Annotated in this window: 18 protein-coding genes and 1 tRNA gene; 3 read left to right on the top strand and 16 right to left on the bottom strand. The window is 71.7% G+C overall.

Annotated elements, in window-relative coordinates:
• Positions 1-42: 42 nt before the first annotated feature.
• The 7 genes from AC0GKK_RS13285 to AC0GKK_RS13255 form a co-directional block, all read right to left on the bottom strand.
• A complete protein-coding gene (locus tag AC0GKK_RS13285) occupies positions 43-705 on the bottom strand; it encodes a phosphate signaling complex PhoU family protein (protein WP_357438471.1) in 663 nt (220 codons plus the stop codon).
• A 70-nt stretch (positions 706-775) separates the two neighbouring features.
• Positions 776-976, bottom strand: a complete 201-nt coding sequence (locus AC0GKK_RS13280; protein ID WP_100879374.1) for a dodecin domain-containing protein — start codon at positions 974-976, stop codon at positions 776-778.
• A 98-nt stretch (positions 977-1,074) separates the two neighbouring features.
• A complete protein-coding gene (gene phoU, locus AC0GKK_RS13275; protein WP_062399711.1) occupies positions 1,075-1,731 on the bottom strand; it encodes a phosphate signaling complex protein PhoU in 657 nt (218 codons plus the stop codon).
• 98 nt (positions 1,732-1,829) lie between these two features.
• Positions 1,830-3,530: an LCP family protein gene (locus AC0GKK_RS13270; RefSeq protein WP_489881735.1), complete on the bottom strand. Its 1,701-nt coding sequence runs from the start codon at positions 3,528-3,530 to the stop codon at positions 1,830-1,832.
• A gap of 591 nt (positions 3,531-4,121) precedes the next feature.
• Entirely contained in the window at positions 4,122-5,009 is an 888-nt protein-coding gene (locus AC0GKK_RS13265) for a GGDEF domain-containing protein (RefSeq protein ID WP_489881734.1), read from the bottom strand.
• A 153-nt stretch (positions 5,010-5,162) separates the two neighbouring features.
• A complete protein-coding gene (gene dusB, locus AC0GKK_RS13260) occupies positions 5,163-6,224 on the bottom strand; it encodes a tRNA dihydrouridine synthase DusB (RefSeq protein WP_489884021.1) in 1,062 nt (353 codons plus the stop codon).
• Between the two features lie 168 nt (positions 6,225-6,392).
• Positions 6,393-6,974, bottom strand: a complete 582-nt coding sequence (locus AC0GKK_RS13255) for a superoxide dismutase (RefSeq protein WP_357438464.1) — start codon at positions 6,972-6,974, stop codon at positions 6,393-6,395.
• A 343-nt stretch (positions 6,975-7,317) separates the two neighbouring features.
• Here AC0GKK_RS13255 and AC0GKK_RS13250 point away from each other — a divergent pair.
• Positions 7,318-7,390, top strand: a tRNA-Lys gene (locus AC0GKK_RS13250).
• 67 nt (positions 7,391-7,457) lie between these two features.
• Here the strand turns inward: AC0GKK_RS13250 and AC0GKK_RS13245 are convergent.
• From AC0GKK_RS13245 to AC0GKK_RS13215, 7 genes are all read right to left on the bottom strand, one after another.
• On the bottom strand, positions 7,458-8,627 hold the full coding sequence (locus AC0GKK_RS13245; protein ID WP_489883967.1) for a tyrosine-type recombinase/integrase: 1,170 nt from the start codon (positions 8,625-8,627) through the stop codon (positions 7,458-7,460).
• Positions 8,627-8,824, bottom strand: coding sequence for a helix-turn-helix domain-containing protein (locus AC0GKK_RS13240; protein WP_489883966.1), 198 nt, complete (start codon positions 8,822-8,824; stop codon positions 8,627-8,629). The genes AC0GKK_RS13245 and AC0GKK_RS13240 overlap by 1 nt, the downstream gene beginning before the upstream one ends.
• A 13-nt stretch (positions 8,825-8,837) precedes the next feature.
• Complete coding sequence (locus tag AC0GKK_RS13235) at positions 8,838-10,433, bottom strand: replication initiator (protein WP_489884020.1); 1,596 nt, start codon at positions 10,431-10,433, stop codon at positions 8,838-8,840.
• A gap of 62 nt (positions 10,434-10,495) precedes the next feature.
• On the bottom strand, positions 10,496-12,079 hold the full coding sequence (locus AC0GKK_RS13230; RefSeq protein ID WP_489883965.1) for an FtsK/SpoIIIE domain-containing protein: 1,584 nt from the start codon (positions 12,077-12,079) through the stop codon (positions 10,496-10,498).
• A 160-nt stretch (positions 12,080-12,239) separates the two neighbouring features.
• A complete protein-coding gene (locus tag AC0GKK_RS13225) occupies positions 12,240-12,581 on the bottom strand; it encodes a WhiB family transcriptional regulator (RefSeq protein ID WP_489883964.1) in 342 nt (113 codons plus the stop codon).
• Complete coding sequence (locus AC0GKK_RS13220; protein WP_489883963.1) at positions 12,578-13,039, bottom strand: hypothetical protein; 462 nt, start codon at positions 13,037-13,039, stop codon at positions 12,578-12,580. Before AC0GKK_RS13220 ends, AC0GKK_RS13225 begins: the two co-directional genes overlap by 4 nt.
• Before the next feature lie 123 nt (positions 13,040-13,162).
• On the bottom strand, positions 13,163-13,591 hold the full coding sequence (locus AC0GKK_RS13215) for a plasmid replication, integration and excision activator (RefSeq protein ID WP_489883962.1): 429 nt from the start codon (positions 13,589-13,591) through the stop codon (positions 13,163-13,165).
• Positions 13,592-13,757: 166 nt separating this feature from the next.
• Between AC0GKK_RS13215 and AC0GKK_RS13210 the strand changes: the two genes are divergently transcribed.
• Positions 13,758-14,354, top strand: coding sequence for a helix-turn-helix transcriptional regulator (locus AC0GKK_RS13210; protein WP_489883961.1), 597 nt, complete (start codon positions 13,758-13,760; stop codon positions 14,352-14,354).
• The gene (cutA, locus tag AC0GKK_RS13205; RefSeq protein ID WP_489883960.1) at positions 14,355-14,699 is read left to right on the top strand and encodes a divalent-cation tolerance protein CutA; all 345 of its coding nucleotides are present in this window, start codon (positions 14,355-14,357) and stop codon (positions 14,697-14,699) included.
• Positions 14,700-14,705: 6 nt separating this feature from the next.
• On the opposite strand, the gene AC0GKK_RS13200 is transcribed toward cutA, so the two are convergent.
• Both AC0GKK_RS13200 and AC0GKK_RS13195 read right to left on the bottom strand, forming a co-directional pair.
• Positions 14,706-16,085 carry a hypothetical protein gene (locus tag AC0GKK_RS13200; protein WP_489883959.1) on the bottom strand — a complete coding sequence of 460 codons (1,380 nt, stop codon included), beginning with the start codon at positions 16,083-16,085 and terminating at the stop codon, positions 14,706-14,708.
• Positions 16,086-16,667: 582 nt separating this feature from the next.
• Positions 16,668-17,129, bottom strand: coding sequence for a CBS domain-containing protein (locus AC0GKK_RS13195; RefSeq protein ID WP_405419930.1), 462 nt, complete (start codon positions 17,127-17,129; stop codon positions 16,668-16,670).

The raw sequence follows: 17,129 nt of genomic DNA, 5'->3' as shown, positions 1-17,129 counted from the left end.
ATCCCCGCACGCGGGCCGGGGCCGTCGTCGTCGCGGGTGGGGTCAGAGCGCGGGCAGCTCGTCCACGGTGCCGCCGGTGACGGCGTAGACGACGTGGTCGGCCAGGTGCACGCAGTGGTCGGCGTAGCGCTCGTGGAAGCGGGCCAGCAGCGCGGCGTCGACGGCGGCGGGCACCCCCGCGGTCCAGTCCGGGCCGAACATCAGCTCGAAGACCTGGCGGTGCAGGGCGTCGACGACGTCGTCGTCGTCACGCAGCTCGGCGGCGAGGACGACGTTGTGGGTACGGAGCGCCTCGACGGCCTTGTCGCCCATGGCCGCGACCCGGGCCCCGTAGTCGCGGAACAGCGGGCGGGCCTGCTCGGCGAGCACCGCACGGTCCGCGTTGCGGACGACGGTGGCGGCGACGTGCCGGGCCAGATCACCCATCCGCTCCAGCTGCTGGGCGCACCGCAGGGCGGTGATCACCGAGCGCAGCGGCGCGACCATCGGCTGGTGGATGTTCATGGTCTCGACGGCGAGCAGCTCGATCGCGTCGCGATGGCCGTCGATGACGGGGTCGCGGGAGACGACCTGTTCGGCGAGCCGGGGGCGGTGGCACAGGAGCGCCTCGGACGCGTTGCGGAACGCGGAGGCGACGAGCGGGCCCATCTCGTCGAGCATGGCCCGGAGCTGCGTCAGGTTGTCGTCGAGCGTCTCCCTGCGCATGGCGACGACCTTAGATCGGAGTCGATGACGGCTACGGCACGGGACCGGTGAACGCTCGGTGAACGCCGGGTCAGGCGGCGCGGGCCCGCAGGCCGACGCGCAGGCCGACCCGGAAGCGCTCGGTGGAGCCGAGGACGGTCGATCGGACCCCGGTCACCTCGAACCACTCGAGGGCGTGTCCGGCCCGGCTCATGCCGTCCCGGATCGCAGCCTCGACGCTCTCGTCCGAGGTCCCGACGACCTCTGTGACGACGCAGCCCGCGTGTTCCATGACGCAGACGTGCCCCCGGCGTCGCACCGTCAAACTCGATCGGTCGACCGTTCGCCGAGCGGGGTGTATCGACTACGTCGAACGGGGCAACAGCGCTCTCAGACAGCGAGCGGACCGGGCATCTGACCGGTCACGACGTACACGATCCGGCGAGCGACGGCGACGGCGTGGTCGGCGTACCGCTCGTAGAAGCGCGCGAGCAGCGCGACGTCGACCGCGGCGGACACCCCGTGGGTCCAGTTGCGGTCCATCAGCACGGTGAACATGTGCTGGTGGATGTCGTCGACGGCGTCGTCGTCCGCCTCGAGCTCGTTCGCCGCGTCCAGGTCACGGGTCCGGATGACCCGACCGGCCTTCTCCGCGAGCTCCACACCGACCCGGCCCATCTCGGCGAAGTACGACTTCACCTCGTCGGGCAGCACGGTCTGCGGGTGCCGGCGACGGGCGGCCTGGGCGACGTGCAGGGCGAGGTCGCCCATGCGCTCGATGTCGCCCGCACCGTGGATCGCGGCGACGACGACCCGCAGGTCGGTCGCGACCGGCGCCTGCAGGGCGAGCAGGCCGAAGGCCCGGTGCTCCGCGGCGGCACGGACATCGTCGATCTTGATGTCCTCGGAGATGACCTGCTCGGCGAGCTGGAGGTCGGCCTCGAGCAGCGCTGTCGTGGCGCGCGCCATGGCACGTGCGACGTCGTCGCACATGTCTGCCAGGCCGGAGGCCAGCTCGTCCAGCTGCTCCTGATAGGTGTCGCGCATGTCCCGAGCCTAGGCCCCCGGACGGGAAGGTTCAGCTGCAGCGGGTGAACCCGCCGTGAACGCTGGACGACATCCCCCGTTCGGGGGGTACGGGCGATTCAGTCGCAGTCGGTGTCGTCGGAGGGTACGGCCTGCACCGGGGCCGCGTCGCCTGCCCCGACGACCAGCTCCAGCACCCGGCTCCCGGTCGGGTCCGGGACGGGCCGCGCGCCGGGCAGCGCCTCCACGAGCGTGCCCGCGGCGTCGGTGTTGTCGGGGGAGTAGCGGACCTGCGCGCCGGGCGCGGGCGGACCGGGCGTGACGGTGCCGATCTCGTAGCCGCGTTCGCGCAGGTCCGCGGCGATCCGGTCGGCCGCACCGGGACGTCCGGTCGCGTCGACCAGGTTCACGACGGTGCCCGGCGCCGGGGCGGCCGCGGACCGGGAGGCCGGCGCGGTCGCGCTCTCGGGCAGCGGCTCGTGCTCGCGCAGCGCGGAGAACAGGGTGCGGGCCTCGGAGCGGCGCAGCTCCAGCTGGCCCCGCGTGTTCGGGGTGTCGGTGACCGGGGCGGACAGGAACACCGGGGTGTCGGCGTCGCCGGCGGCGCCGGACCGGGCGAGGCCGCGGGCGAGGGTGAGGATCTCGCCGGCGTCGGCTCCGTCCGCCGACAGCGCCGACGACACCCCGGCCGCGGAGCGGCCCGGTGCACCCGGGGTCAGCAGCGAGGCGGTCGAGAGCGCGTCGCCGAGCGCTGCGGCGAGCACACGCTGCTGACGCCGGACCCGGTTCGCCGGGGAGCTGTCCGCGGTGCCCGCGGCGGAGGCGAACCGGACCGCGGTGGGCCCGTCGAGCTCCACGGTGCCCGACCCCTCCACGACCGGGCCGAGCACCGGGTCCACGACCGGACGCTCGGTGCAGACCTCGATCCCGCCGACGGCGTCGACCAGCTGCGGGGTCCCGGCCAGGTCGAGCGCGACGAAGCCGCTCATCGGCATGCCGGTCAGCTGCTGGACGACGCCGACGCTGCAGGCCGGGCCGCCGACGTCGTAGGCGGTGGCGAAGGCGGTGCGGGACTCCGCGGGCACGGTGTCGCCGTAGGTGCCGGTGGCGGCGTCGAAGCGCCGGCACGGCGGCCGGGACACCTCCAGCGTCGCGGGGATCGACAGGGTGACGGCCGGGCCGCCGCCCGCGGGCCGGTGGACCAGCACCGCTGTGTCGGTGCGCGCGGACTCCGCGGTGCCCGCGCGGTCGGCCTGCAGGCCCAGCACCAGGACGTTGCGGTCGCCGGCCTGGACGTCGGCGTCGAGGATCGCGTCGCTGTCCCGGGCGAGGGCGGCGACGTCGCGGACGCCGTCGTGCACCTCGCTGCGCCCGGCGAACCCGTAGGCGGTGGTGACCAGGACGAGCACCGCGGCCGCCGCCGCGCCGATCCGCAGCGCGCGGGCGCGGGGGTCGAGCCGGGCCGGTGGCGGGGTCCCGGCCGGTGCCGGCTCCGCGCCCCCGGGAGCGTCCGCCTCCGGCGTGGGCTCCTGCGCCGTGGAGGTGTCCTCGACGGGCGGGTCGTCCCGGTAGCGGCGACGACGGCGGCGCGGCACCAGCGCGTCGAAGACCTCGGTGACGCGCGAGTCCGCGGCGCCGCGGCGGGCGGGCCGCGGCGCCGCGGCACCTGCCCCGGTCCGTCCGGTCTCCGCCGCGTCGTCGGTCCGGCCGCTCCGGGTGGCCCCGGTGTCGTCGGCGTCGCCCGGATCCCGGGTGTTCCCTGTGTCCCGGGCGGGTCCGGCGGCCGGGCCGACGGCGCGCGCGCTCGCCGGGTCCTCCACGGGGGAGTGGGCGGGCCGTGCACCGGGGCCACCGGGTGGCCCCGGACGGGTGGTGGCCCCTGCGGGCGGCACCGGGGTGGTCCGCGACGGGGCACCGTCGCGCGGGCGTGGACGCTGCGGCGCCGGCGGCTCACCGGGACGGCGGGGCACGGGTCCGCCGCGCACGCGACGCACACCGGTCGGGGGACCGGTCCCGGCGGCGGGACGTCGGCGACCCGCGGCTGCGACGGCTGCGGCCCCGCGGGCCGGGTTCCGGTGGCGGGGCGCGGCTGCGGCCCGGAGGGGTGGGTCCCGGAGGCGGGACGGGGCTGCGGCCCGGACGGATGTGCGCCGGCGCGCCCGTGCGGGCCCGACGGGTGCGCTCCGGGCGGCGGGACCTGCGCCCCGGGAGGGCCCTGCGGTGCGGGGGGCGCGGGCGGGCCCGCGTCGTCCGGGCGCCGACGCGTACGCCGGGACCGGCGCACCTCGTCGTCGCCGTCCTGCACCGGGCCTCCTCGTCGCGACCGCCGGAGCGGAAGCGCGTGACGGGCGCGACGTCGGGGGAGCGCGCCCTTCCGGGATCGTGCGGTCGCGGGGACCGCACCGAGGATCTTATTCGGCCCGGTTCGGCGCGGGTGGCGCGGGGCGCGACGCACCCTGCTCCGGTTGGGGGATCGACCGGCGTCCGGATGCCGCGCCGGCGAGGCTCACCCGGCCGTCGGCGTCGCGGTGGGCGACGGCGTTCCGGCCCGCCTGCTTGGCCGTGTAGAGGAGCACGTCGGCCTCGGTGACGAGGGCCTCGACGTCGTCGTCGCCGGGACGGGACCGGGCCACGCCGATGCTGATCGTCATCCGCAGGTCGGGGTGCAGGTCGCTCCAGTCGTGCGCGGCCACGCTCTCCCGGGCGGTCTCGCAGGCCGCGACGCCCTCCTCGGCCGTCAGTCCGGGCAGCACCAGCGCGAACTCCTCGCCGCCGTAGCGGGCGCAGAACGCCCCGGGCGGCAGGGCCCGGCCCAGCTCCAGCACCATCCGCTGCAGGACCCGGTCCCCGAAGGGGTGCCCGTGGGTGTCGTTGACCAGCTTGAAGTGGTCGATGTCGGCGAGCGCCAGGCAGACCGGCAGGTCCGTGCCCGCGGCGAGCAGGTCGATCAGCCGCTCGTCGAGGTACCGGCGGTTGTACGACGCCGTCAGGCTGTCGCGGCGGCTCTGCTCGCGGGCCTCGGCGTGCTCGCGGCGGAGCCGGTCGAGCTCGTCGGCGGGGCTGGGCGCGTGGAGGCCGTGCAGGAGCCGGACGGCCTCGCGCAGGTGCAGGTAGGCCTGCTCGTAGCGACGGTGCTCCGCGAGCCGCTCGGCGGCCGCGGTGTGCAGGGCCGCGCGGGCCGCGGGGGAGGCGGGGGCGACGTCGTCGCCCGGCGTGTCGGTTCCGGGAGCGGGCGGCGACGGGTCGAGTCGGCGTGCGGACCGCACGAGCCTGCGCACCGTCCATGCGGTGTCGGTCATGGTCCACCTCCCCGTCGTCGAGCCGTTCGGCCACTGGGACTGTTCATCGGTGACACCCCCGGGACGCTTGAGGCGTACGGGGCGTCGGCACCCGTTCGGCGCCCTGGTTCCCCCGGGTCGGGGTAACGCGTGTTCGCCCCGGGGTCGCCGTGATCAACCTCCGGAGTGCTCCACGTCCGCCCCGAAGGGGATCGACGGGTCGTCCGGGTCGTCGAGCCAGTGCTCGGGCAGCACGACGCGACCGGGGGAGCCCTGGCGCCCGCGCGGACCGTCGGCGTCGGCCGGGAACGGCTCGTCCGGGTCCAGCCCGGACAGCAGCTCGTCGAGGTGGTCGATCGACTCCACCATCCCCAGGCTGCGCCGCAGCTCCGGGCCGACCGGGAAGCCCTTGAGGTACCAGGCGATGTGCTTGCGCACGTCGCGGATGCCCTTGTGGTCGCCCATGTGCTCGCACAGCAGCACGGCGTGCCGGCGCAGCGTCGCGGCGACCTGACCGAGGCTCGGGGCGGCCGGCAGCTCGCGCCCGGCGAACGCCGCCTCCAGGTCCCCGAACAGCCAGGGGCGGCCCAGGCAGCCCCGGCCGACCACGACGCCGTCGCACCCGGTCCGGGCGACCATGTCCAGGGCGTCCTGCGCGGAGAAGATGTCGCCGTTGCCCAGCACCGGGACGTGGGACGGGACGGCGTCGCGCAGCCGGGCGATCTCGTCCCAGTCCGCGGTGCCGGAGTAGCGCTGGGCGGCGGTGCGGGCGTGCAGCGCGACGGCGACGGCGCCCTCGTCGACGGCGATCCGCGCGGCCTCGAGGTGGGTGTGGTGCTCGTCGTCGATGCCGATGCGCATCTTCACGGTGACCGGGCGGTCCCCGGCGCCCGTGACCGCGGCCCGCACGATCCGGCGGAACAGCTCCCGCTTGAACGGCAGCGCCGCCCCGCCACCACGACGGGTGACCTTCGGGACCGGGCAGCCGAAGTTCATGTCGATGTGGTCGGCCAGGTCGCGCTCGACGATCATCTCCGCGGCCCGCTGCATCGACACCGGGTCGACGCCGTAGAGCTGCATCGAGCGGGGGTGCTCGTCCGCGTCGAAGGCGATCATGCGGAACGTCAGCGGGTTCTTCTCGACCAGCCCGCGAGCGGTGATCATCTCGCAGACGTAGTAGCCGGCGCCCTGCTCACGGCACAGGCGGCGGAACCCGGGGTTGGTGATGCCGGCCATCGGCGCGAGCACCACGGGGGTGTCGACCTCGAACGGGCCGATGCGCAACGGCGGCAGCACGCGGTCACGGCGGGCGGGGGTGTCCGTCCGCGCGTCGCGGACGCTGTCCAACACGGTCACGCCCACCAGTGTCCCAGGCCCGCGTCGCGGCGCCGACCTGGGCGTCGGTCAGAAGTCGACGGTGACGCAGCCGGGGCGTCCGCCCGCGGTGCCGGCGTGCCCGGCGTGGGTGGCGGTCGGCTTCTCGTGGAGGACGACGGACTCCGCGCGCCGGTCGTCCGGGAAGACCCACGGGACGGTCGCGGTCGACTCGCCCGCGCCGTTCGCGTCGGTGGTGACGTCGAGCCAGATCTCGTTCATCGGGTTGGCGTAGGACGGGTCGACGCTCGGTGTCACCGGGTCCTCGGAGAACTGGTAGTGCGGGCCCGCGTCGGCGCCGGAGGCCGCGGTGCAGGGCTTCGTGTGCGCGTGCGCCCCGTAGGTGCGGTTCGGCTGCAGACCGGTCACCTTCAGGACGGTGACGGTCGAGCCGTCCTGCTCCGCGCTGGTGACCTCGACGGTCGAGCCGGCCGGGACCAGCGCGGCGTCGTAGGTGTGGGCGGGTCCCTCGCCGCTCTGGGCGAACGTCGCGGAGACCCGCGTCGCGGCGCTCTGCGGCTGCTCGTCGCCGCCGCTGCCGCCGCAGGCGGTGAGGACGAGCGCAGCGGCGCCGAGCAGGGCGATCGAGGCTACGGAGCGTACGTCAATCATGCCGACGATGATCGTTCGTCGGGCCGGGGTGGGCACTGCGAGAACGGACATCGAGGCAGGTTCCACCGGTTCGTGTGGCGGTCACGCCCGGTCCCCGTACCTCCCCGCAGGCGGCCCCGCGGCCCGCACGTGCCCGCGACGCCGCCCGCCCCGCCCGGGAACCGCTCCGCGACAGCGGATCCGGTCGTCCGGTGGGGGCGCCGCGGTGAGCGACACCCGACACGGTGATGGTGTCGCGACGACGAGATGCCCGGTTGCGGACGGTAAGGTGGCGTCCGGTTCGCCACGACCGGCCGGGGGTAACCGGTGGCGGACCGGGCCCGGGGTGTCCGGGGGCGGTCAGGGGCCTCTAGCTCAATCGGCAGAGCAGCGGACTTTTAATCCGCGGGTTCGGGGTTCGATCCCCCGGGGGCCCACACAATCACCAGGTCACAGCGTCGCACTGATCATCTCCCCAAGATCGCAGTACCACTTTGGGACCACTTACCCGTCCCCGTCCCCGTCGCTGTCGAACATGCCCTCCAGGACCTCGGCCGTCTCACGGTCGGTGAGCCTGCGCCCGAGGTAGCGGTCCTGCGTCATGCTGATCTTGGAGTGGCCCAGCTGGTCACTGATCTTCCGGACAGTCACGTTCGCGTCGTCCAGGAAGCTCGCGACGGTCTTACGCAGCGTGTGGCTCACGAGCCCGTCCAGCTCGGCGTCGTCGCGCACTTGGCGCCAGACCCGGCGGACGTTCGCGGGGTCGCGCCAGCCGCCCAGGGAGTCCGGGAACACCGCCTCCACACCCGGCCCGATCGCCAGGCGCCGGCGCTTCAACATCGTCAGCCCCCACGAGGGGATGGGGACCAGGCGCTCACCCTTGCGGCCCGACTTGGTGGAGGGCAGCCGGAGCAGGCCGACCCCGGTACGGCGGACCAGGCGCCAGCGGACGTCCACGACACCCTCGTCGAGGTCGACCTCCGACCAGCCGACCGCCAGGGCCTCACCGATCCGGACCCCGGTCGCCAGCATCATCCGGGTCAGGTCGGGCAGGTCCCAGTCCCGTGCCTTCGTGCTCTGCTCGACCGCATCCAGCCAGGCCGTGCGTTCGGCCGCGGTCAGCGAGCGCGGAGGCCGGCGGGGCTCGGAGTCGATCCGGGCGACCTCCCGGACCGGGTTGTAGGCGATCGCGCCGTGCCGGGCGGCGAGCTTCATGACGCCCGAGATCACGATCTTCGCCGTACGGGCCCGGGAGGACGAGCGCTGTTTGATGACGCCGAGCGCCCGGTCCACGACCGGTGTGGTGATCTCCCGGACCCGCAGGTCGGCGAGGGCCGGCCGCACGTGGCGGCGGTAGATCGACCGGTAGATGTCGAGCGTGCCGGGGCTGCGCCGCCCGGACTCCACAGCCTCCTCGACCTCGGCGAGCCACAGGTCCGCGACCTTGCCGAACCGCGTGTCGGGCACGACCTCGGACTCCTTCACCGGGGTCTGCCGGTCCACGAGCGCGGCGCGCAGCGCACGGATGGCGGCGGCCTTGGACCTGCCACGCCGCTTCACCTGGCGGGACACCCCGTCGAAGTCCCGGAACCGGGTCTTGGCGACCCACCCGGAGCTGTCCTCCCAGGCGGTGATGGCCCCGTAGCTGCCGAGCGGCATCGGCGGGCGCGCCATCACGCCACCCCGTCGTCGAGGCCGTCGAGCCACGCGGCGACGTCGGTCGGCCGGTACCGCAGGTGCTTGCCCACCCGGCGGCACGGCGGCCCGTAGCCGGTCTGACGCCACGAGTAGAGCGTCTGCACCGGCACCCGCAGGTACTCCGAGACGTCCTGCACCGTCCACAACGGCGCGATGAGCTGCATGTTGTCCATGTCGGGTCTCCTGTCAGGCCGCGTGATCACGAGTTGCCGGACGGTCGGGCGGGGCATCGCTGGTCGCCAGGACGGCGGCGTCGTAGTCCGCGCGCCATCGGGAGCGTTGGTTGATCGCATGGAGCAGCAGCACCGTGCGGGGTGGCACGTCCGAGTCCCCGGGCTTGGTCGTCTCCCAGGTGAACGGGCCGTCGTCGACGGCGTAGGCGGGCTGCACCCCTGCCCGGTCGAGCAGTTGCCGAACGAACGCGGTCCGCTCGGCCCGGTGGTCCGACAGCGACTTGTTGGACCACTTCCGGGAGACCAGCACCCGGCGCCCGGCGATGCCGAGGTGTTCGGGCTTGTGCGCTTTGCCCTTGCAATGCCCTGGCGTCGTTCCGGGCCGGGCGCCCTTGGGCTCGATGCCGTAGAGCAGCCAGATCGGGCAGCGCGGCGAGCACGGCGTGACGGCCAGCTCGGCGGCCAGTCGGCGGGCGTGCTCCCGCTGGCGAGACGTCGCGGACTCGTCGAGGCCGGCGGCCTGCCCGACGGACTTGGTGAGGTACTTCGTCAGGTAGCCGATGTGGCGGCCGGCCTCCTCCGAACCGCCGAGGATGCCCTTGACGTGGACCTGGGGCCCGAACACCACCGTGTGCGCCGGAGCCGCGAGGACGTCGGGGTCGGTGGCCTCGTCCCAGGTGGGCAGCGGCGCCCGGGTGTCGGGGTCGACGAACGCCTTGTGGTGGTTATCCCACCGCGGGAGCCGGTCCCCGCTGTAGACGATCTCGTCGTGGGCCGGCCACCACACCTGGTGGTAGGTCGCAGCGGTGATCGCCCGTAGTTCAGTGCGGGGGATGGTGCCGCGGATGGCGGCGTGGAAGTGCGGTGCCCCGCGCTTCTGCGGCTCCACGGTCCCGAAGTACTGCACGTCCCAGCCCACACACCGGCGGGTGTTCTGCCAGAACCGATCGAGCAGCTTGGGGAAGTGGATCGCATCCCGCGCGGCCCGGCGGTAGTCATAGCTGTCCGGATCGAGCGCGGCCCCGTGCTTGTCCACCCGCCCATAGGTGTCCAGGGTCAGGGTGAGGAAGGTCGAGGGCCGGTACTTCCCGCCGAACACCCGGCCCAGGGTGCGGTCCTCCACCGGCCGGCGGGGCAGGTTCGGTGCGTCCTGCCGACGCCGGGTGGAGCGCCGCACGGTCTGCGGTGTCGGGTCGAGCGGGGCCAGGCGGCCACGGACACCGAGCGCGCGCAGCTCCTGGTCCACCTCGGCGACCGTCTCGCGGATCTCCTCGCACTCCTCCTCGTCGCCCTTGGCGCGGGCGTCGGTGTAGGCGGCGTGCAGGTCCGCCCGCACCGTCATCAGCTCCTTCTGCGCCGCGGACGGGTCAGCAGGCTTGGCGATCGGTTCGTCCTCGAGGTGCCAGCCCTCCCGGCACTGGACCATCCGCAGCCGTCGGGCCTTCTCCGCACATAGGCGGCACTGGTCCTCCCGCGTCGACCCGCACGGCACCGGGACGACGTCGACCCGGCCGCTGCTCTGGTCGATCCGCCGCATGGCGAGGGGGCGGACGCAGACGCCGTGGTCCTCGGCGAGCTGCGTGGCGACCTCGTTGGACAGCGCCAGCATGGCCTTCTGGGCGCGGGTGAGCTTGTCCTGGTCGATCGGGACGGTGGGGCTCTCCGGGGCAGTCACGCGGCACCTCCGGCCTGGTGCCCGGCGAGGGAGGGCAGCGTCAGCACCGGCGCGGCGGTGGTCCGCGGCACGGCGCCGGTGACGAAGCCCTCCAGGGCCTTGATCGCCTCGTCCGACACCCATCCCGCCCGCACACGCAGCGGCTCGCGGATGCCCTCGCCGAACAGGTAGCCGACGCCGGCCTCCGACTCCCCGATCCGGTTCGCCCACGCACCCCGGTCGTAGGCGTGTTCGCCCAGCACCATCCCGACGTGGGACCTGGACGCCACCCGCAGGCACACCCGTCGCGGGAACAGCTCCCGGACCGGGACGGTGTCCTTCGTCGGCTCCTGCACGTATCCGCGCACGGTGAAGCCCAGCGCGCGGCCCTGCGTGGTCAGCAGCGCGATCCGCTCGGTGATCGCCTCCCGGGTCTTGCGGTCCCCGACGTAGCGGATCAGGGCCCCGATCTCGTCGAACTCGACCAGTTCGAGCGGTGTCTCCCAGGTGACCGGGACCGTGCGGACCGACCCGGCGTGCTCGCGCTTGCGGGCCTCCATCGAGTCGACGAGCTCGTCGAGCATGTCCAGGGTGTCGCGGCTGGTCACGGCGTAGCGGTGGAACAGCCGGCGGCCGTAGGCCAGCTCCATGCCCTTCGGGTCGATCCCGTTCACCCGCACCAGGCCGTCCCGGATCGCCGGAGCGATCGACAGCAGCGGCGCCCACATCAGCGAGCCCTTGCCCGCCCCCGTCGCGCCGGCGACCAGCGTGTGACCGCCGATGAGCGACTGGTGCCAGTCGGTGCCGTACTCGGTCCGCCCCGACCACACCCGGCGCAGATCCACCGAGGCCCCGTCGACACCGGCCGAGTGCTCCACCGCCGGGGCCGAGGTCACCCCGGCCAGCAGGTTGCGACGCTGGAAGTCGATCGACACCACGTTTGGCGCCAGCTCCCGCACCTGACAGCGCGCCACCCCACGAGCCACGGCCAGCGCCCGCGCGGCCTGGTCGAACGCCTCCGGGGTCTGCCCCGGCACCAGTCGGACCCGCACCTCGTCCCACGACGGACCCGACCGCACCCCGAGCACCCGCGGAATCTGGTCACGACGAGGCCGCTGCCGAGGCGCCGTCGACGTCCGGGCCAGCGGGTTCACCTGCACCACCACCGGCGTGCCCGGGTCCGGGACCGTCAGCTGACACGCCCGCATCCAGCGCGGCAGCCGAGGCGCGTACAGCGTCCAGCGCAGCCACCACGCCCGCAGACGACGCCCGGCCAGCCGGTCGAACGACGGCACCGATGCCAGCCGCCACAACCCCAGCCCGAGGCCGGCCGCCGCGACGGTGAGCACGAGCGAGGGCCAGCCGAGCAGCCAGCACCACGCACCCACACCGGCGGCGGTCAGCGTGGTGCGCCAGTGCCGGACCAGCCACACCACGGCGACCGCGGTGCCCTTGCAGACCAGCCACAACGTCACGAACACCACCGCCACCGCGGCGAGCGCTTCCAGGATCCGGCCGAGGAACTGGCCGAGCTGATGCAGCAGGAACAGCAGCACCGCCGTACCCGCACCGAGCAGGACGAGCGTTCCGGTCGGGGTCATCGACGGCCTCCCTTCCGACGAGCCGGGCGGACGCTGGACAGCGGCACCAACACGAGCTGGTCCAGGTGATCAGCGCACCGACGACGTCGCGGGTCCGGCCGCTCGTGCAGCGGGGTCCGGCACACCTCGCAGCGAGGCGGACGCGGGGCGGGCGTGGCGCTCACGCGACATCACCCCCGACGGTCGAGACCGAGAGGGTGAGCCCGGCGCGATGCAGGGTCCGGCGCTCACCGGGAGTGGTGCCGCCGACGATCCCGAACCGTCGGGCCGGGTCCTCCGTGGCCAGCGCATCGGCGAGGCAGGCGACGCGCACCGGGCAGCCCCGGCAGACCCGGCGCGGTGTCTCCACCGAGGCTGCGCGGTCGTCGACGGGGAAGAACAGCTCGGTGTCCAGCCCGGCGCACGCGGCGTCGTCCCGCCAGCGGACATCGGTTGTTGCGGCGATGGGATCGGTGATCGGGACGAGCCGCAGCACCGGCCGGCCTCCGCTTGGGGCGCTCATCGGGCCACCGCCGAGGTGTCCGGGAGTCCGGGCGCGGCGGGGTCGGTGAGGCCGAGGTCGGCCCAGTTGGACATGGCCCCGGCGACGTCGGAGGTGGGACGGCCGTCGGCGAGGGCCTGCCAGTCGTCCGCGGTGTCGGTCCAGTAGCGGGCCTGGCGCTCGTTGTCGAGGACAGCGGTGACGACGGCCTCGACGTAGATGACGGGGACGCCGTTGGTGGCGGTGTCGCGTTCCAGGACGGCCCACCAGCGGGCGCGGCGGGTGTGGAGCTCGGCGAGCCGTCGGGCGCGGGTTGCGTGGGCGAGCAGGTCCCCGGTCGGAGGTCGTGCGGCGTCGCGGATCGCGCGGCTGGTGCGGCGGAGGCCGGCCTCGACGAGCCGGGCCACCGGCACGACCTGGGCGTCGGTGGGGTCGGTCGTGGTCAGGGCATGACGGGGTAGAGAGGTGTGCGAGGTCATCTACGCTCGGTGTCCTTCCGAGTCTCAGTGCCTGGCAGGGCTACGAGGGGCGAGGAAGATCGGAGGGGAGCCCGCTAGGCACGGGCTTCCCTCCACCTGGTTGAGCGGCGGCTGAGTGGCAGCTCAGGCCGCGTCCTGGTTCTTGCCCGGCGCCGGTCGGTTGCCGTGACCGGCGGGAGCACGCATCCCGGCGGCGCGGAAGCTGTACGCGACGCGGGGCCGGCCCCCGGTCTCCTGCACGTACGGGGTGACGGTGAGGCCGTCGAACTCGACCGGGCGGAACGGCAGCCCGGCGGCGGCCTCGGGCGGGACCGGCTGGTGCGGTGCCGCGATCTTCACCGTGACCGTCTTGTCGGTGCGGCGGGCCTCGGGGTCGGCGTCGAGGACCGAGACCGACCACACCGGCAGCCCGGACTCCTTGTCGGTCTGCTGGACCGGGCGGCCGGGGGAGGACTTGTCGAAGTCCCGGACCGGCTCGACCTCGGACACCACGAACGCGCCGTGGGGGAACACGTCGCCCATCGCGACGGGGAACTTGTTCTTGATCGCCATGACTGGCGCCCTCCTCGGGTTGCTCGGCGACACGGTCGGGTGTGCCGAGGCCAGACCGACGGAGCGGACTTGCCCGCCCCTGTTGCGGACTAACAAGTCCTACAGTGAGGCGAACTAGTCCGGTTGTCAAGGACTAGGAAGTCCTACGACGATGGGGTGCGTGGAAATGGGCGAAGTGATCCGGAGGCGTCGAGCGGATCTCGGCATGTCGCAGGCTGATCTGGCGCGGGTGGCCGGCGTCGACACCCGGCAGATTCGCCGCTACGAGGCGGGGGAGCAGCAGCCGCTGCTGTCCGTGGCGCTGACCATCGCGGACGCGCTCGGGGTGTCGGTGAGCGAGCTGGCCGGCCGCGCGCCCGGTCGGGTCTCGCTGACCGGGGACTGGTGGTCGTCCTGGCAGACAACCCGCGACGGCGCGGAGAAGATCGCTACTCAGCCGGTGCACATGCGCCAGGAGGGCGACCTCGTGCACATCGCCGCATTGCAGCGTGGGCTTAGCCAGGCCGAAGGTGGATACCTGTGGTCGGGCGAGTTGCGCCTATGGGATAACCAAATTCTCACTGGCTGGTATGCCGCAGCCGATGGCGCTGTACGTTCGAAAGGAACTATGTTCCTCGTCATGCACCCGCACGGGATCGAATTCACCGGTCGGTGGGTTGGTCTTGGCTACGACGACCAGATTATGACGGGATGGGCGAGCGTGGGGCGCGGCCGAGAGGACAGCGAACGGGTAATGAGTAAGCTAGTCGACAGGGAGGTATAGGTGGTCGATCGAAGTAATTTCGATCTTTGCGAACTCGTGATTACTGCGCCTGACCCAGATTGGCTTCTAGAGTTCACTTGCGGCCTCGTTGCTGCAAGGCTCGCGTCGAACGTCCACAACTTCACACCTGTGCGTTCGTGCTACCACTGGGATGGCAGAGTCCATAACCGTATTGAGGGCCGAGCAGCTCTGCATACCCGGTTTAGTTTGGTTGCCACCATTGTTCAAAGAGTAAAGGACGAGCACCCGTATGAGGTTCCGAGCGTTAGTGCTCGCCCAATTTTAGATGGCAGCCAAGATTACCTAGAGTGGATCCTCGCGGTTACAGAAGGTGCGCCTCAATAGGGCTGATTATCGTGGAGTTGCGCCAGCAATAATTACCCTACGCGCAACAAATTCTATGAGTTCGAGGTCATGCGAGAGTTTCGAGGACTCACGTGAGTAGGGCATTAGGGGAGCCGCGTGCACGTCGCTCGCATCTTCCTTACTGTGAACAATGCGGCAGCGAATATAGTAGATTCTCTCGCTTAGCTGGTCCAGAAGTGAGTCGCGTGCCTTGCCGATCCAAGGTGCGCCCTCGATTTCCCCCTTGCGCGTAAGTGCGGCCTTGCGCTCCGCGTCTATCTCGAGAAAGTCGACAATCTCGTCAACCTCAACGCTTCCATGAACGGTGGCCTTTAGTTGGTCGCGCTCTGAAGCCGATCCGCGACCGCCGCGCGAAGCTGTTGCGATAAGACGCTTGATAGCGGCGTCTGAACTGACATCGAACCGTGGATCTTTCAGCTGGTTTCTAATTCGCTGGGTTGTTGCCGCCTCAAAGAACCTCGCGAAGTGGTTTTCGATCGATTGGTAGTACGAAAGATACTGCAATAGTGGCATTGTTGTTGCCGCTCTAGCGTAAAAGTATAGGGTTGTAGCCTCACTGGAGTAGCGGCAAGCCGGAAAGCGGACCGCATGTTCGGAGCGAAAATCGCGGTAGGGCTGCAGCGGAGTCGAAAGCCATCGAATCCGCTCCATGCTCAGAGGAAGCTCAAAGCGAGTATCAAGATCAAAGAGGATGCTGCTCGCGTAATCCTCCATGATGCCTAGCGCTGAATCGTGAGAATTGAGCTCGGTGGTCGATATCTTGAGGGTCGGCTGCGAGGATCGCCGAATACCGGAGGCGTTCGATCCTGCTATTGCTAAGAAGGAATCGCTCGCTGGCGATATCTCGATGGCAAGACCGTCTGGCAATTCGGAGAAGGGCAGTCTCCATGTGAACTCATGCCCGCGGCGTACGCGTGACAGCGCCGACATTGAGCCGGCGGGCTCGACATCGTCGAGCCCGCCTGGAAGCTTCTCGAGCTGGCCTGAATCTTGGATGCGCCGGTACACCTCGGATCCGGGAAGCCCTAGGATCGTGCGCACCCCGACTCCGCGCCCGCGAGCACCCTCCAGAAGTACTTCCACAGAATTGGATTCGGTGTCAAGGATCGCCCTGTAGTCTCCCACGACAACGAAATTCTCGAAGCGCACTTTAGCGAGCTTTCGAGCGTCGTCTCCATCAAGAGATATCCGACGCTTGCGGTTTCCATTTGGGAGTGCCAGGCCTAGCAGGAACGGATCAGGGTCCTCATCTGAGCTGGACCAATCTTCCAACCACCACTCTATACCCGCCGCAATGGCTCGATCTCTAACAGAGTCGCGTGCGTCGCCGAAGGTGAAGTCGTCCGGAGGGGGCTTGATCGACAAGCGAGGAATCCGATCTGTTGAGTGTCCGACGACACAACGGTACTGCCGAGTTGGTCTCTAGAGAATCAAGGCGCCGCCTCCGGCGGCGCGGGGCCGGCCACGCCGGCCCCGCCGCTTCGCTCACTACACCTCCGGCCCGTTCGCGGCGTCGGGGCCGGCTACCCGGCCCCACGACCGGGACGACGATCAGATTCACTAGCCGGGTCGGCCGCACATCGAACAAGATGAACCCGTGACTCCGCCCGGACTCGAGCTATGGCAGCCAGCGGTCGACTCGGCGGAGGACCATCCCAAGCGTGCCGCGCTCGTGCCAACCGCGGGCAATCACGGCGTTCCGCACGATGTCGAGGCCGCTGCTCAGACGGCCGGCGATTGACGGGTGCTGCTCGTGGCGGCGGGTTGCGGCCCGGCGCTTGACCCAGACCGCGCAGTCCAGGCAGCTCCCGACCTCTGGGTGCTCGCCGAGGCGGACCAGCTGGGTGTCCGCATAGTCACCTCCACAGCACCAGCATGCGGTCGATGATGGGCCCTCTGGTCGAGATGCCGCCGTCATCGATGCCTCTCCGGACGCTCGGCTGTGGACTACGTTAGGTCGTCCGGATGGACGGTACCGAGGAAACGGCCGTCCGGGTCGGTCACGATCGCGTAGGTCAGGTCACGATTGACGAGCCGCGAGCGGACCGCTTCCAGCGGTTCATGCGGGCGCAGCGTGGATGGTCCAGCTTCCATCACCTCGGCCGCTGTGCCGGCGTTCATCTGATCGAGATGAATGCTGCGGAGTCGACCGAGCAGGATGCGATCAGCCGTAGTGACCAGCGCAAAGGTGTGGGGCGACGCCGCGACGCGGGCGCGCAGGTCCGCGATCGGCTCGTCGGGCCTGGTGGTGACGACGTCGTGGCGCAGGTGTTGGCCGATGACCGGGGCGTCGGCGCCGGTGCCCTCAACGGGCAGGTTGCGGGCGAGCCAGTCGACCTTCCCCGGCAGGTAGTCGTGGACCTGGGTGAATCCGAGCGCTTCGAGCCGGCACGCGGCCCGTGGACTCAT

It is taken from the genome of Pseudonocardia sp. P-1, from assembly GCF_058111925.1.
Note: the sequence above shows the minus strand (reverse complement) of the source record. Positions and strands in the feature narration are given on the sequence as shown.